The following is a 13,941-nucleotide window of genomic DNA, read 5'->3' on the forward strand; positions in this document are numbered from 1 at the left end:
CACGTTCTCCCGGACCGGTCCGTCGACGGAATGACTTCGGCCGTCGAAGACGAAGCTGGCGGGCGCGGCACAACCCCGGTGACAGGACCGGAAAGCGCCACGCGCCTCCATGTCCACATCGGACCGTCAGATGTCGATCGCCTTGCCCGGCAAGCGAAATTTTCATGATGTCGCGCCGTCCCGGTGAACCTCCGGGCCTTGCGCCGATGACGCGCCTTGGCGAGAGCCGATCTCGCCTTGCTCGCACCTTCAGGTGGTTCCGCGACCGCGCCGACCGCGGGAAAGGTACGAGACTCCCTTTACTGGCCTCTTCCGTTAGGTGTCAACCGTCAGAGTTGTTGGTCCGAAAGATACGACGCCGTTAGCCCGACCGGGGTAACGGTTTGATGGCGAGATCAAAATGCCTGCAAGCGGCGACGCGGTCCCCCGTTCGCTCCCTCACACGGGCTACCTCAGGCCTTGGCCATCACGTGCGAGTTGCGGTCTGTGATGAAGGCCGGCTTCACTCCACAGCCCAGGCCCTTGGCAAGGCGGACGTGGCAGACTCGACGCCCATGGATCACGCACGTCCGGGCCATCCTGGAAAGAGTTCTCATGGCTGACCACACGAGCGGACAACTGGAGTTCCTGGTGCTCGGCCACTCGCCCGAAGGCGCCACCGGCTGGCCGCACCCGGTGACGATCAGCGTCCACCCGCGCGGCAAGACGACACTGCTCAACTTTTCGATGGGGCCGCACATCGTCAACGTCGGCGGGCAGCGCTCCGTCACGCAGGTGATCCTCGATGGCGAGTTGGACGAGACGTACGCCGAGGAGTTCGACGCCTGCGAGGCCCGGTGGCTGGTGCCACACCTGGCACGGCTTGCGGCGGGCGAAAAGGTCACCGGCCGTGCCCTCATCAAGGCGTATGAGTCGAAGTTCGGTCACAGGCCGAGGACTGAGAGGTCCGCCGACTACACCGTCTGAGCAGTGGCTGCTCTGGGGCGCCGTCATCGGCTCTGTCGTGTGGACCGTCGCCCGCTCGTGCCGCTGTTACGTGCGAAATCCGACGACGGCCATGCCACGTCCCCGGGGGTCGATGTCGGCGACCACCAGGTTCGACGAGGGTGATCGAGCAGGCCGAACCGGGTGGGAAGAAGAAACCGGCCGGCGGCGAAGTGGTGGTGAAAGCTGACTGTCGACGGGAAGGACCCACATGTCAGAGGTGGGCATATGACAGCGGGAACGGGCGAGCAGGTGACCGATGCCGACCTGGCCGCCCGGTTGCCGCAGGACCCGGGCCTGTTCACCGAAGTGCACGATCGCTACTTCGCGGCCATCTACCGGTATGTGGCCGGGCGGCTGGACGCGCAGACCGCGGAGGATATCGCCGCCGAGACGTTCCTCGTCGCGTTCGACCGCCGCGGCACGTTCGATCCTGAACGTGGTGAAGTGCGGGTCTGGCTGTTCGGCATCGCCACGAATCTGGTGGCCAGGCACCGCCGCCGGGAGGCTCGCCACTATCGGGCGTTGGCTCGGGTGAACGCCGCACCGGTGGTCGAGGGGCACGAGAGCAGGGTGATCGCGTCGGTGGCCGCCCGGCGGCGGCTTCCTCAGCTCGCGGACGCGTTGTCGCGGCTGTCCGCCGGGGAACGGGACGTGCTGCTGCTCGTGGCGCTCGGCCAGCTCGGGTACGAGGAAGTGGCCGCGGCGCTCGGTATCTCCTCCGGCACGGTCGGTTCCCGGCTCAACCGTGCACGAAAGAAGCTCAACTTCGTCCTCACCCCGGAGGTACTCGATGAATGACCTGCAGACGCTGCGCGCCGCGCTGGCACCGGACGAGCCGTCCCAGGACGTGGTCGACCGCAGCCGCCACCGGCTCCAGAACCGGATACAGGGTGGGCGGACCGCCCGGCGGCGGACCGGATGGCTGGCCGCGGGAGCCGGACTCGCGACGGCCGCCGCTGCCGTCGTGGCGATCGCGGCCATCCCGGCCGCACCGGTCGACGGTCGGCCGGTGCGGACGGTCAGTGGGCAGGAGATCCTGCTCGCGGCCGCCACCGCCGCCGAGCGTTCCCCCGACGGGGCCGGCAGCTACTGGCACGTGAAGGTGGCCGAGGCGGACGGCGGCGCTGCTTCGAATGGGTACGAGTACTGGATCAAGCCGGACGGTCAGTCGTGGATGCGGGGAGCGAAAACGGGAGGCAAGGTCGCGCCGTTGAAGGAGCGTTCGGCCACCCCGTTCTCGCTGGTCGCCGTCGATCTGACCCTCGAGCAGTTGCGTGCCTTGCCGACGGCCCCGGATGCGTTGAAGGCCTGGATCGCAGACGCCCTCGAGCGTAGTGACGCCAGGACCAGCGCGGGCGAACTCACCGCGAGCGACCGGGAACAAGCCGCTTTCCAGTCGTTGATCTCACTGGTGTCCACCCTGCCGGCCACGCCCGAGGTCCGGGCCACGGCCTTCCGCCTGATCGCCGACCAGCCAGGTGTCCAAAACCTCGGCGCGGTGCCGGGCGGGCATGGCCTGTTGCTGCCCACGGGCGAGCGGCTCGTCGTCGATCCGGAGACCGGACGGGTGAACGGCACTTCGGTCTTCGTCACCAGGGACGGGGCGGTGGTCAAGGTGGCCAACCCCGCCGGCGTAAGGATCGACGCGGAGTGGACCAACACCCTGCCCGAGTAGCGGATCGGTGGCCGGGGTGTATCCCACTCCCGGCCACTCCCGCGCCCCACATGCGAATGGGTCGCCGCCTACAGTGTCGCGCAGGATCTCGGCCATCGACCGCACCGGAACGGAAGCTTCACTTGTCGGTGCTGCTGTCCCAGAGCGCGTAGAACGTAGACCGGGAAACAGGCGTGAGGCCGGGGTCGGCGAGGTCGAGTGGCTGGTCGGTGAGTCCGCCGGCGTCATCCTCGATATTCCGCCACCAGTAGCGGTGAACGGCCCCGGACGAATCCTGCTCGATCTGCTTGACGGCCACTGTCTCGTGGTCGACCACGATCGCTTCCCACAGCCAGCGGGCTCCTTCGTCGACCAGGCCTTCATGATCCACGTACTCGTAGTACTGGCGAAGCTCGGAGCCCTCGTCCAACGCCCGATACCAGGCGACGCTTGCCCGGAACGCGGATACGGTCTCCGGCGGCCAGTGCCGTTGTGCTGCCAGACGCCGGTAGCGCGTCTCCACGTCCGCCGGAAGATCGGTCACTACCAGAGTATGCCGGTGGTATCGAGCTTTCGCACGAAGCGGATTCCAGCACGCGACGGCGACCCGGCCCCTGTGCGCCACCGGTAGCGAGATCGCCAGGAAGAAGATCAACAAGGGTGCGGGAATCACCCGGCGGCCACGCCACACGCCCTCACCTGTAACGCGGGCAGAAGGGTCATTCCACGGTGATTCCGCGGGTCTTGAGAATGTCCTCGGCGCCGGGGACGGCCGTGATGGTCTCGGCGATGTCGTGGATCACGCGGAGGTTGGGTAGCAGGGCGAGGTCGTCCAGTGAGGTGATGTCGAAGAGGTCGTCCTCGCCGTCCCAGAACGGCGAGCACTGGTGGTAGATGTCCAAGCCGCCGTCAGTGATCAGTTCGTCCACGGTGGCCAGTTGGTCGGGGGTGATCTCCAAGTCGGTGAAGTACTGGCGGGCTTCCTCGAGGACGGTGTTCAGCAGGTCTTGTTCGTACAGGTACTGCCACAGGTCGCCGGTGGCGCCCTTGGCGTGGAGGACGTCGGCGATCTGGAAACGAGGCTGGATGAGCTTGTCCTGGTACATGAGCTTGTCGATGACCAGCAGCTTGAAGTTGAAGTCGCGGAACATGCCCCATGATCTACCAGACCGGTCCGACAATCCGGGCAGTCGACACACACGTTCTGATGGACGAATCGTGCACACTGCGCACTTTCGTCTGCGCCACTACGACCCGAGCGCATCCACACCGATACCGACCCGGATGCCGCGCCGGCACCACACAAGCGCCGCGCCCGGCCTGGACCTACAGCCTGCGTTGTCCACCACACAGCCAGCGGCCGTCTCGCCAGTGACACTGCCCCTCCGGGCGTTACCGGATCAAGCTCGCGCACTCGGAGCCGTGCCTGTCCGAGGGCCCGACCGACGACATCAGCCGCGTCAGTGAGGAGGTTTCCTTGCTGTCCATAAGGTTCGCCCAGCACAGGACGGCGCGATCCGGAGTTACGTTCTCGCCGGGTCGACCGGCCCGGGCGCATCCATCTTCCGTCCTCCGCCATTGCTGTCGGGTGTTCACCTGACAGAAAGCGGTACTCGACATCGGTAATCTGATGATCAAGCGCGGCCCGTTCTCCCGGCCGGCAGATCACGAGGGGATTGTCATGAGAGTTCGTTCGAGGCTTGTCGCATGTCTTGTGTCGGCGTTCATGGTGCTCGCGATGGCGTTCGTCGGCGCGGGATCCGCGGCGGCGGACCAGTCGAAATCCATCTCGGGGAAGTCGCCCGACGGCGGCGCGAGCTTCAGCGGGACGCTGACGTGGACCGGCCGGGGCAGCTTCAAAGCCGACATCACGTTGAAGGACGCGAAGTGCGACGGCAACCCCGTCTACTTCTACTTCATCATCAACAAGGGGTGGACGAGCGAGTGGCAGGGCAAGCGGCGCGACAACAACGAGGGCTGCAACAAGACGATTACCTGGAAGGGCATCGCGGGATCTGACACCAACGGCATCTACGGTCCCACGCTGCGGGTGTGCACGGACATCCGGCCGGGGGTGGACTCTTGCAAGGAGTACGGTTACGACAACCCGTACTTCCCGTAACCGGCCTCAGCCGCCGATCGGCTCGGTCTCCCGGGCCGTTCGGCTCGGCGGGCTACGTGGCGAAGCTGTGCCAGGTACAGCGCAGGCCTCCGAACTGCGTGAAGCAGATCCTCGTGGCGCACCAGCTTTCCGTTGTCGCGCACGAGAATCGGCGTACCAGGGGACCGCGATCAACGGTGTGCCATCGATCCCCGCGTCTTCACCGGCTCTGACTCGGCCGTGAGCGCCTCCGTCGATCGTGCCGGGTTCCCGGTGTCGGCCGCCGTGTCGTCGGGATGGTCATCCACGTGTGATTCCTCGCTTCAGCTCACGGTGACCGACTGGAACGTCACCGGGATGGTCGGCGGCCCTGTCCCGTCGCCCGGTCCTTGGGTGCTGTCGGCGCCTCCGCGTGCGACCGTGTCCAGTACCCGCAGGCCGGAGTCGGAGACACGTCCGAAGACCGTGTAGTGCGGCGGCAACGGCGAGTCTTCGAAGATCATGAAGAATTGGCTGCCGCCCGTGCCGGGCGCGACGTCCATCAACATGGCGAGGGTCCCTCGGCCGTACTTGAGCTCGGGGAAGGTCTCGTTCGGGGTGATGTATCCGGGCCCGCCGACGCCGGCCCTGTCCGGGGCGCCGCATTGGAGCATCCGCAGTGTCGTGACGCTGAGCCGGTGGCACGATGTGCCGTCGTAGAAACCTTGTTGTGCCAGCGAAAGGAAGCTGGCCACCGTGCACGGTGCGAGCGCGCGGTCCAGGGAGAGTCCGATGTCCCCGGCGGTCGATTTGATCGTGACCGTCACGGTGCCGTTCGCCGGAATGTAACCGGGCGGGGGTGGGGGCGTCTTTTTGCTCGCTTCATCGGCGATAGCGGGAAAGCTGCATGTTGTCGGGTCGGGCAGCGGCGTCGGTCGTTTCTGCTGCGGGGTCTGTTGCGCGGGAACGCTCGAAGGGGCGAGCGGTTCCGGCGAGCCGGTCGTTTTTCCCTGGTCGCCGGCGAGGAAGAAGCCCGGGGTGACGAATCCGGTGAACGTCACCGCGGTGACCGCCAGGACGAGTCCGAGTGCCCCGAGCCCGATCCACAGAGCCGTCCTGGGCCGTGGCGCCGGCTGGTAGGGCAGTTGCTGCGGATGGGCCTGCTGCCAGCCGGGAGTAGGCGCGGGGCTGCCTTGCCCCGTGGGGTAGCCCGGTTGGTGCGGCTGGGACATCGTGCTCCTGTCGTCTGCGTGGGCGTTCATGGACAGTCTTCCGTGTCGTGACCGCCGGAGTGGCGTGGTGGCAGGTTGAGGTCATCACACCAGGCACTGCCGAAACGGTTCACGCGGCGAGCTCCCGAAACGCCTGAGCGCACAAGGGCGGCCACCGAGCAGGACCGTCCGATGAGGACGGTCCCGCCCAGCGGTCAGAACGGCCAGTCGGCGCTCCGGCCCGCTTCGAGGAGCGGAATCATCCGGAAGGCCTGGTCGGTCAGGCCGCCGAAGGTGTGCCGGTTCCCGTGGCCGGACGTCGAATGGCCGTGCTGGTAGCCCGCGAGGTTCCACGTGTACAGCGCCGTGTCCCTCGGCACCGCCTCGTCGACGTTGCCCGCCGAGTGCTGCTCGTCGGTCAGGATCACGAGCCGGTCGTGCTCCGGACGCAGGTGCCGCTGGACAGCGCCGACCGTGTCGGTGCCGGCGCCGATGAAGTAGCCGCCGTTCTTCCACCGGTCGAGCGCACGCAGCAGCGACTCGCCACCGCGGACTTCGAAGTCCTTCGAACCGGTGCCGCCGTAGTAGCCGTTCGAGAACGACACGACATCCGCCGTCTCGCAGCGGGCCCCGAGCGCGATCCCGAAGATCGCGGCCGCGTCCCAGCGCATCAGCGTGCCGTCCTTGCTGAACCCGGCGTTCATCGACCCCGAGGTGTCGACGAGGATCAGCGTCCGCCCGGGGAGGCGGGGCACGTTCGACAGCGACTCGGAGATCGCCTTTTCCAGCGCGTACGACCAGCGAAGCGACGGCGCCGCCCGATACGCGGAGAGGAACCTCATCGGGAACTGCCGTGACTTCGCCACCTGCTCCGGATCGGCCAGGCGCGCCGCGACCCGCTCGGCGACCTCGTCGGACACGCCCGCCTGGTCGAAGTTCCGGAGGTTCCGCAGGAGTGCCATGTAGCCCATGGCCGGGATCACGGCTTCCCACGCCCGCGCGTCCATGGGGCCCTGGAGCCAGCCTGCCAGCGACTCCCACGTCATACCCGCCTGCCGGAGAACCGACCGCGCGGTGTCGAGTTCGGGGCCGCGGAACAGGTCGCGTCGCTTCTCCTCGTCCCACGCCATGAGCTCCGCGCGGGCGCCGAGGACCGGCAATTCGGCGGGGATCTTCCGGCCGGGGTTGAACCGGACGTCGACGATGTGCTTGAACAGGGCGTCCTGCGCCGCGTCCTCCGGGTCCGGGTGGGCCAGGCCGAGGACGTCGGCGAACCGGAAGGCGCGCGCGTCGGAATCCCACTTGAGGAACGACTTTTCGTGGAAGAGCCGGACGGCCGCGTCGGCGACGCCACGCTTGACCGGCTTCGGGATCTTCCTGCCGTACATCGAGGTCCAGTACGCGAGGAGCTCGCCGGGCTCGTCGGCGCGCTGGAGCACGGAGTCGACGACGGCGCGGTTCGCGGTGGTGGCGGCGTACGACCGGTCGTCCGTCGCGGCGGTGAGCCGGGCGCGGACGTATTCGGCGGCGCCGACGATCGCGGCGGTACGCAGGTTCGCTTCCGTGCGGAGCCAGCGCAGGAACCGCGCCGTCCACTCGGGATCGGCGAGTGCGGCCGTCCGGACGAGGGCGGCGTAACGCGTGTCGCGCTCGTCGCCCGTCTCGTAGAAGGTGTTCTCGCCGACCATGTTGGTGACGGCGAGCAGGAACAGCTCGGACCTGGTGTCCCGCCGGTAGCCGTCCCCGCCTTCGTGGGTGACGCCGCCGGGGCTCCGCTCACCGGCGATCGGTGAGCTTGTCGCCGGGCGTGCGCCCGCGGTGTTGAACTTCGACACCTCGACCCTCGTTTCGTTCGAGGGGAGCTTCGGCTCCGGATGTGGCCCGAGAAAAAGTCGGTGACGGTGCTTGTCCAATGCTCTACCGATTGAGCTACCGGCAGGCTGCCTGCCGGGCGGGGCTCGAACCCGCGACCCTTGGAATACGGTGAAGTAGCCGTCGCCTGCGCACCGGGCACATCTGAAGTTGTGGGCTCCCGAGAAATAGTCGGTGACGGTGACGAAAGTGACCTGGGCCGCTGGTCGACGCGGGCCGGAGCCCGCGGCGGGATTCGAACCCGCGTCTCTCCTGTGAAAGAGGAAGTAACCGTTACCTGCGCACCGGGAGTGCTCGCCCAAGCTAACAGAGCGCTCGCGTCCACGTCGCCGGAATTACCGGTCCTCTCGTTCTGCGTCAGATGACGCAGACGGCGGGCGCGCCGCCGTGTCACCGTCCTCGCACCGGCGGGAACAGCAGCCGGGGGAGAGGGGAACGGACATGTGTGCTGCCCACAAGACATCGGTCGCCGCGGGGATCGTCCTGGCCGCGGCGGTGCTGGCCGGTTGCTCGCCGGATCCGGCACCGGCCGCCCGGCAGGCGGCGCCTTCGCCGTCCGCCGCGGATCCGGCCGCGGCGGTGGCCTGGATGAACGGCTTCTGCGGCGCGGTCAAGGATTTCGTCGAGGGCAACAACACGATGCCGTCGGCGAGCGGGGAAACCGTCGAGGCGATCAAGAAGAGCACCAGCGCGCAACTCGGGCACTACGCGGGGATCCTGGCCAAGACGGTCGACGGTCTCAGCGCGCTGCCCGCCGCGCCGGTTCCCGCCGGAGACACGGCGAAGCGGGACTTCCTCGCGAAGTACACCTCGGCGCGCGACAAGACCGTGAAAGCGAAGGCGGACCTGGACGCGGCGGGGAAGGACGACACCGCCGCGCAAGGCCGGGCGGTCGACGGGCTCATGGCCGCCCAGAAGGACACGCACGGCGCGCTCGACCCGGTCGCGGCCATCCTGGGGGCTCCCGAGCTGAAGACGGCGGCGGCGACCGCGGAACGCTGCCGCCCGTGAGCCCGTCCTAGCCGAGGCCGCCCAGCCGGGCGGCCTCGTGCTCGACGGCGGGCGGCGCGGTGGCGATCACCTGGTCGAGGGTGCGGCGGGCGGTGGTCAGTTCGGCGATCGCGGAACTGAGCCTGGCGCGTTCCCGATGCAGGTCCAGCAGCAGCTCCGGGCAGTCGGCGATGAGCCTGCCGCCGTCGGAACCCATACAGGGCAGCAGATCGGCGATCGTGGTGGTGGACAGCCCCGCGGCGAGGAGGTTGCGGATGTGCTCCACGGTGGTGACGTCGGCTTCGGCGTACACGCGATAGCCGCTCGGGAGACGTTCGGGCCGCAGCAGCCCTTGTTCCTCGTAATAGCGCAGAAGACGCTGGCTGACACCGGTCCTGCGTTCCAGTTCGCTGATGCGCACGGCCCCTCCGCGACTCGCCCTTGACTCTCACATTTATGTGAGACTTTAGCGTCGAGGCATGTCCGACCGACAACTCGAAATCTCCGCGGGGCCACGGGAATGGCTCGGCCTCGCCGTGCTCGTCCTGCCGACCGCGTTGCTGTCCATGGACGCCACGGTGCTCTACCTGGCGCTTCCCAGTCTCTCCGCCGAGCTGGCCCCGAGCCCGGGCCAGCTGCTGTGGATCTCCGACGCCTACGGCTTCCTGGTGGCCGGTTTCCTCGTCACCATGGGCACGCTGGGCGACCGCATCGGCAGGCGACGGCTGCTGCTGATCGGCGCGGCGGCCTTCCTGGTCGTTTCGGTACTGGCGGCCTACGCGCCGTCGGCCGAACTGCTGATCGTCGCCCGCGGGTTGCTCGGCATCGCCGGTGCCACCCTCATGCCGTCCACCCTCGCCCTGATCGGGAACATGTTCGGTGATCCTCGTCAGCGCGGTGTCGCGATCGGACTGTGGTCCGCGGGCCTGTCCGGCGGAGTGGCGCTCGGCCCGGTGGCGGGCGGGCTGCTGCTCGAGTGGTTCTGGTGGGGTTCGGTGTTCCTGCTCGCCGTCCCGGTGATGCTCCTGCTGCTGATCGCCGGTCCGTTCCTGCTTCCGGAGCACCGCGACCCCGAGCCCGGCAAGCTGGACCTCGCGAGCGTGGGCCTGTCCCTGGCGACCGTGCTGCCGATCGTCTACGGCATCAAGCATCTCGCGGAAGGCGGGTCGGTGGCGGCGGGCGGGGCCGCGCTGCTGCTCGGCGGCGGCGCCGGAATCGTGTTCCTGCGGCGGCAGCGGCGGTTGAGCGTGCCTTTGATCGACCTCCGGTTGTTCGCGGCGCGCCCGTTCCGGAACGCGCTGCTGGTCCTTCTCGCCGCGCTCGCCTGCGTCGCCGGGATCTACCTGTTCGCCGCGCTCTACCTCCAGCAGGAAGCCGATCTGTCTCCGATCGCGGCCGGGATGTGGCTGGTGCCTTCCGCGGTCGCGATGGTCTTCACGTCGGTCGCGGCTCCGGCGCTGGCTCGCCGGATCCCGGTCCACCGCCTGTTCGCGTCGTCCTTGGTCGTATCGGCGCTCGGCTTCGGTGTGCTGGCCTTGACGCCGGCCGAGGAGGGGATCGCGCCGCTGGTCGCCGGTCTCGTGCTGATCTACCTCGGCCTGGGGCCGGTGATGGCGCTGAGCACGGAGATCGTGATCGGCGCGGCACCACCGGGCCGGGCGGGGGCGGCGTCGGCGTTGTCGGAGACCAGCGTGGAGTTCGGGCTGGCACTCGGGGTCGCCGTCCTCGGCAGCGTCGGCACCTTCGTCCAGCGCGGGCACGGTTTCACCACCGGACTCGCCGTGGTCGCGGCGATCGGTGTGGTGGTGCTGTGCGGGCTGGCCGTGCTCGCGGGCAGGCGACCGGACGCCTGACGATCAGGTATCCGTGAGGATTTTCCGCAATCGCGTCAAAGCCCGGTGCTGCGCCACCCGCACGGCCCCCGCCGTCGAGCCGACCACACCGGCGGTCTCCTCGGCGGACAGGCCGACGACGATCCGCAACACGACGATCTCCCGCTGTTTGTCCGGCAGGATCCGCAGCAGTTCGCCCATGCGGTCGCTCAGTTCGTTGTGCAGCGCTTGTTGTTCGGGGCCGGCGGATTCCGAGATCCCGTCGGGGACTTCGGCGACGGGTTCGGTGCGGTTGCGGGCGGCGGCGCGGCGGGCGTCGGCGACCTTGTGGTGGGCGATGCCGTAGACGAACGCGAGGAACGGCCGTCCTCGTTCACGGTAGGTCGGCAGCGCGCGGAGGATCGCCACGCAGACCTCCTGCGCGACGTCGTCCGCCGAGGCGTAGGTCCGTTCCTGCCTGCCGATCCGCGCCCGGCAGTACCGGATCACCAGCGGGCGGATGGTGGTCAGCAGCTGGTTCAGGGCTCGCCGGTCACCTCGTCCGGCGGCCGCGACGGGTTCGTCGAGGGTGTACCAGCGCGACGGCGTCACCTGTTCGGGTTCCGACTCCGCCGGGGCGCCGGGTGCCACCAGCGCGAGTTCCCTGATCATCGCGCGGTTCTTGATCCGGGACAGGGTGTCGTCGACGTCCAGTCCCGTCCTCAGCGCGTCGATGAAGGCGCTGTTGGCGCTGTCCAGGTTGTCGACGAAGGCGGGGTCGTGCTCCGCCAGACGGTCGCGCGCGTGGCGGAGGGTCGCGCCGACCGCGTCGTCCGCGATGCCGAGCACCCCGGCGATCTCCCGCGACGAGTACCCGTCCAGTGCCCACGCCATGCCGAGTTGCTGGCGTTTCGGCAGTCTGCCCAGCATCGTCAGGACGGCCGACGCCTCGTCGGCGAGGGCGCTGAGCTTGTCCTCCCGGCCGGTGTCGTCGAAGACCCAATCGGCCCTGGTCGCCGTCTGTTCCTTCGCCCGCCGATGCCCGACTCGGCGGACCCACGCCTTCGGCTGCGTGATGCCCGGCCAGCCCTCGTAGGCGTTCAGCATCGCCTCCGCGGCGGCGTCCCGCGCCGGATCCAGCGCGAAGCCCGCCTTGCACAGAAAGCCGGTGAGCAGCGGAAATTCGGCGTGGAAGAACTCGTCGAACCCGTCGTGGCCCATCACCCGCACTCACCGCTCTCCGCCGCCTGACGCGAATGCCCTCACAAGGACAGGTGCAGTGAGCGGGCCGCTGAGTGTAACGATTCGGTCAAGGTGATGTTTGCGTGGCGTACGAGGCCGGATACCCGGAAGTCGTTTGACGGGGAAGGGAAAATCGAGAAAAAGGAGGTGATAGGAAAATGGAAATGAGGATGGCGGGTGACCTGAGCGAGGCCGCTTGCCGCGGTGAGGATCCCGAACTGTTCTTCCCGGTCACCGAAACCGGCCCCGGCGCCCGGCAGGCTGCCAGGGCGAAGGCCGTCTGCGCCCGGTGCCCGGTCACTTCGGCCTGCCTGGCCTACGCCGTGGAAAACGGGTTGGCCCATGGAGTTTTCGGCGGGCTGACCGGTAGCGAGCGACGCCACGTGATTCGCGTCGGCAGTGCCGCCTGAAAGCATTCGATCGTGTTGCCGAATTTCCGTCGTGTTCTTCGTGCGCGCGAAAAAAGAGGGGCCCGGTTCCGTGAACCGGGCCCCTCTGTCACGACGGTCAGGCGGCGGCGGTCTCCTCGGCCAGCCGCTCGTTGCCCGACTGGGTCTTGAGCGGCTTGTGCTTGAGGAACGCGACGGCGACGACGACCAGCAGCGCGATCGGCGCGCTGATCAGGAACAGCTCGCTGGTCGCCTCCCCGTAGGCCTCGCGGACGACGTTCGCGACGGGTTCGGGCAGCGTGGCGATGTTCGGCACCGCGCCGCCTTCGCCGCCGCCGGGCAGCGGCCCGAGCTTCTCGCTCATCAGCGCGAGGACCCGGTTCGCGAGCACCGCGCCGAGCGCGCTCACCCCGATGGAACCGCCGAGGCTGCGGAAGAACGACAGCGTGGAGGTCGCCGTGCCGAGGTCGTGCGCGTCGACGTCGTTCTGGGACACCAGGACCAGGTTCTGCATCAGCATGCCGACACCCACGCCCAGCAGCACCATGTACGCGCCGAGGACGACGAGGTTCGTCTTCGCGTCGATGGTGCCCAGCAGGCCGAGGCCCGCGGTCATCAGCGCGGCGCCGAGCAGCAGGTGGCTCTTCCACTTGCCGGTGCGGCTGATCAGCTGGCCGGAGACCGTGGAGGACACGAGGATGCCGAAGATCATCGGCAGGCTCAGCAGCCCGGCCACCGTCGGAGACTTGCCGAGCGAGAGCTGGAAGTACTGCGACAGGAACACCGTGCCGCCGAACATGGCGACACCGACCAGGAAACTCGCCAGGGTGGTCAGGGCGACCGTGTGGTTGCGGAACAGGCCCAGCGGCAGGATCGGCTCGGCCACCTTCGACTCGACGTAGACGGCGAGAGCGAGGATGACCACGCCGGCGCTCACCAGGCCGACCGTCCACCAGGAGCCCCAGGCGAACTGGTGCCCGGCCAGCGACGACCAGACCAGCAGCGTCGAGACACCGGCCATGATCAGGAACGCGCCGAGGTAGTCGACCTTCACGTCACGTTTGATCGTCGGCAGGTTCAAGGTGCGCTGCAGCAGCAGGATCGCCGCGACCGCGAACGGGACACCGAGGAAGAAGCACCAGCGCCAGCCGAGCCACGAGGTGTCCACCATGACGCCGCCGATCAGCGGGCCGGCGATGGTCCCGACGGCGAACACGGCACCGAAGATGCCCGAGTACTTCCCGAGCTCCCGCGGGGAGACGATGGCGGCCATGATCACCTGCGCGAGCGCGGTGAGCCCGCCCGCGCCGACGCCCTGCGCGACCCGGCTGCCGATCAGGAGCTCGATGTTGCCCGCGAACCCGGCGACCAGCGAGCCGACCACGAACAGGCCGAGCGAGAGCTGGATCAGGAGTTTCTTGTTGTACAGGTCGGAAAGCTTGCCCCAGAGCGGAACCGTCGCGGTCATCGCGAGCAGTTCGGTGGTGACCACCCAGGTGTAGGAGGCCTGGGAGCCGCCGAGTTCGGAGACGATCCGCGGCAGCGCGTTCGCGACCACGGTCGAGGCGAGGATGGCGACGAACATGCCCATCATCAGCCCCGACATCGCTTCGAGGACCTGTCTGCGGTCCATCGAGCCCGCCGGGGCCTCCGGTTCACGTGGTTCGGTCGTGGATACGGACATGGGCGTCCCCCTTCGTGTTCT

The 13,941-nt window shown here is 68.4% G+C and carries 14 protein-coding genes and 1 tRNA gene; 7 read left to right on the forward strand and 8 right to left on the reverse strand.

Features of this window, described 5'->3' with window-relative positions; all coding sequences use genetic code 11:
• The first annotated feature begins 594 nt into the window (after window positions 1-594).
• The 3 genes from ACZ1DY_RS13395 to ACZ1DY_RS13405 all read left to right on the forward strand — a co-directional run bounded on the left by ACZ1DY_RS13395 (window position 595) and on the right by ACZ1DY_RS13405 (window position 2,662).
• Complete coding sequence (locus ACZ1DY_RS13395; RefSeq protein WP_257488158.1) at window positions 595-966, forward strand: hypothetical protein; 372 nt, start codon at window positions 595-597, stop codon at window positions 964-966.
• A 246-nt stretch (window positions 967-1,212) separates the two neighbouring features.
• Window positions 1,213-1,785 (forward strand): RNA polymerase sigma factor, encoded by a 573-nt coding sequence (locus ACZ1DY_RS13400; RefSeq protein WP_465484570.1) that lies wholly within the window; start codon window positions 1,213-1,215, stop codon window positions 1,783-1,785.
• Window positions 1,778-2,662: a CU044_5270 family protein gene (locus ACZ1DY_RS13405; protein ID WP_465484571.1), complete on the forward strand. Its 885-nt coding sequence runs from the start codon at window positions 1,778-1,780 to the stop codon at window positions 2,660-2,662. Before ACZ1DY_RS13400 ends, ACZ1DY_RS13405 begins: the two co-directional genes overlap by 8 nt.
• Window positions 2,663-2,780: 118 nt before the next feature.
• Here the strand turns inward: ACZ1DY_RS13405 and ACZ1DY_RS13410 are convergent, their stop codons facing one another.
• Window positions 2,781-3,185, reverse strand: a complete 405-nt coding sequence (locus ACZ1DY_RS13410; RefSeq protein ID WP_257488155.1) for a hypothetical protein — start codon at window positions 3,183-3,185, stop codon at window positions 2,781-2,783.
• A gap of 175 nt (window positions 3,186-3,360) precedes the next feature.
• Window positions 3,361-3,792, reverse strand: a complete 432-nt coding sequence (locus tag ACZ1DY_RS13415; RefSeq protein ID WP_465484572.1) for a DUF6892 domain-containing protein — start codon at window positions 3,790-3,792, stop codon at window positions 3,361-3,363.
• Window positions 3,793-4,271: 479 nt separating this feature from the next.
• Between ACZ1DY_RS13415 and ACZ1DY_RS13420 the strand changes: the two genes are divergently transcribed.
• A complete protein-coding gene (locus ACZ1DY_RS13420; protein WP_465484573.1) occupies window positions 4,272-4,763 on the forward strand; it encodes a hypothetical protein in 492 nt (163 codons plus the stop codon).
• A gap of 302 nt (window positions 4,764-5,065) precedes the next feature.
• On the opposite strand, the gene ACZ1DY_RS13425 is transcribed toward ACZ1DY_RS13420, so the two are convergent.
• From ACZ1DY_RS13425 to ACZ1DY_RS13435, 3 genes are all read right to left on the reverse strand, one after another.
• Window positions 5,066-5,953: a peptidylprolyl isomerase gene (locus tag ACZ1DY_RS13425; RefSeq protein ID WP_465484574.1), complete on the reverse strand. Its 888-nt coding sequence runs from the start codon at window positions 5,951-5,953 to the stop codon at window positions 5,066-5,068.
• A 194-nt stretch (window positions 5,954-6,147) separates the two neighbouring features.
• Window positions 6,148-7,767: a TROVE domain-containing protein gene (locus tag ACZ1DY_RS13430; RefSeq protein ID WP_465484575.1), complete on the reverse strand. Its 1,620-nt coding sequence runs from the start codon at window positions 7,765-7,767 to the stop codon at window positions 6,148-6,150.
• 260 nt (window positions 7,768-8,027) lie between these two features.
• Window positions 8,028-8,090, reverse strand: a tRNA-OTHER gene (locus tag ACZ1DY_RS13435).
• A gap of 155 nt (window positions 8,091-8,245) precedes the next feature.
• Between ACZ1DY_RS13435 and ACZ1DY_RS13440 the strand changes: the two genes are divergently transcribed.
• Window positions 8,246-8,815 carry a hypothetical protein gene (locus ACZ1DY_RS13440; RefSeq protein ID WP_126729323.1) on the forward strand — a complete coding sequence of 190 codons (570 nt, stop codon included), beginning with the start codon at window positions 8,246-8,248 and terminating at the stop codon, window positions 8,813-8,815.
• A 7-nt stretch (window positions 8,816-8,822) separates the two neighbouring features.
• Here ACZ1DY_RS13440 and ACZ1DY_RS13445 read toward each other — a convergent pair whose 3' ends face one another.
• Window positions 8,823-9,215, reverse strand: a complete 393-nt coding sequence (locus ACZ1DY_RS13445) for a MerR family transcriptional regulator (RefSeq protein ID WP_257488146.1) — start codon at window positions 9,213-9,215, stop codon at window positions 8,823-8,825.
• 58 nt (window positions 9,216-9,273) lie between these two features.
• On the opposite strand from ACZ1DY_RS13445, the gene ACZ1DY_RS13450 reads away from it, so the two are divergent.
• The gene (locus ACZ1DY_RS13450; RefSeq protein ID WP_465484576.1) at window positions 9,274-10,647 is read left to right on the forward strand and encodes an MFS transporter; all 1,374 of its coding nucleotides are present in this window, start codon (window positions 9,274-9,276) and stop codon (window positions 10,645-10,647) included.
• A 3-nt stretch (window positions 10,648-10,650) separates the two neighbouring features.
• Here the strand turns inward: ACZ1DY_RS13450 and shbA are convergent, their stop codons facing one another.
• The gene (gene shbA, locus ACZ1DY_RS13455; RefSeq protein WP_371878895.1) at window positions 10,651-11,826 is read right to left on the reverse strand and encodes an RNA polymerase sigma factor ShbA; all 1,176 of its coding nucleotides are present in this window, start codon (window positions 11,824-11,826) and stop codon (window positions 10,651-10,653) included.
• 179 nt (window positions 11,827-12,005) lie between these two features.
• Here shbA and ACZ1DY_RS13460 point away from each other — a divergent pair, with 179 nt between their 5' ends.
• The gene (locus ACZ1DY_RS13460; protein ID WP_126729318.1) at window positions 12,006-12,257 is read left to right on the forward strand and encodes a WhiB family transcriptional regulator; all 252 of its coding nucleotides are present in this window, start codon (window positions 12,006-12,008) and stop codon (window positions 12,255-12,257) included.
• A 97-nt stretch (window positions 12,258-12,354) separates the two neighbouring features.
• Here ACZ1DY_RS13460 and ACZ1DY_RS13465 read toward each other — a convergent pair whose 3' ends face one another.
• Window positions 12,355-13,869, reverse strand: coding sequence for an MDR family MFS transporter (locus ACZ1DY_RS13465; RefSeq protein WP_126729961.1), 1,515 nt, complete (start codon window positions 13,867-13,869; stop codon window positions 12,355-12,357).
• Between the last annotated feature and the right edge of the window lie 72 nt (window positions 13,870-13,941).

This window comes from Amycolatopsis sp. PSD-21, from assembly GCF_055561455.1.

Bases quoted from the DNA above. Each gene is read 5' to 3' on its own strand.
- ACZ1DY_RS13395 (WP_257488158.1), top strand. From the start codon at position 595: ATGGCTGACCACACGAGCGGACAACTGGAGTTCCTGGTGCTCGGCCAC.
- ACZ1DY_RS13400 (WP_465484570.1), top strand. From the start codon at position 1,213: ATGACAGCGGGAACGGGCGAGCAGGTGACCGATGCCGACCTGGCCGCC.
- ACZ1DY_RS13405 (WP_465484571.1), top strand. From the start codon at position 1,778: ATGAATGACCTGCAGACGCTGCGCGCCGCGCTGGCACCGGACGAGCCG.
- ACZ1DY_RS13415 (WP_465484572.1), bottom strand. From the start codon at position 3,792: ATGTTCCGCGACTTCAACTTCAAGCTGCTGGTCATCGACAAGCTCATG.
- ACZ1DY_RS13420 (WP_465484573.1), top strand. From the start codon at position 4,272: ATGATCAAGCGCGGCCCGTTCTCCCGGCCGGCAGATCACGAGGGGATT.
- ACZ1DY_RS13425 (WP_465484574.1), bottom strand. From the start codon at position 5,953: ATGTCCCAGCCGCACCAACCGGGCTACCCCACGGGGCAAGGCAGCCCC.
- ACZ1DY_RS13440 (WP_126729323.1), top strand. From the start codon at position 8,246: ATGTGTGCTGCCCACAAGACATCGGTCGCCGCGGGGATCGTCCTGGCC.
- ACZ1DY_RS13450 (WP_465484576.1), top strand. From the start codon at position 9,274: ATGTCCGACCGACAACTCGAAATCTCCGCGGGGCCACGGGAATGGCTC.
- shbA (WP_371878895.1), bottom strand. From the start codon at position 11,826: ATGGGCCACGACGGGTTCGACGAGTTCTTCCACGCCGAATTTCCGCTG.
- ACZ1DY_RS13460 (WP_126729318.1), top strand. From the start codon at position 12,006: ATGGAAATGAGGATGGCGGGTGACCTGAGCGAGGCCGCTTGCCGCGGT.
- ACZ1DY_RS13465 (WP_126729961.1), bottom strand. From the start codon at position 13,869: ATGGACCGCAGACAGGTCCTCGAAGCGATGTCGGGGCTGATGATGGGC.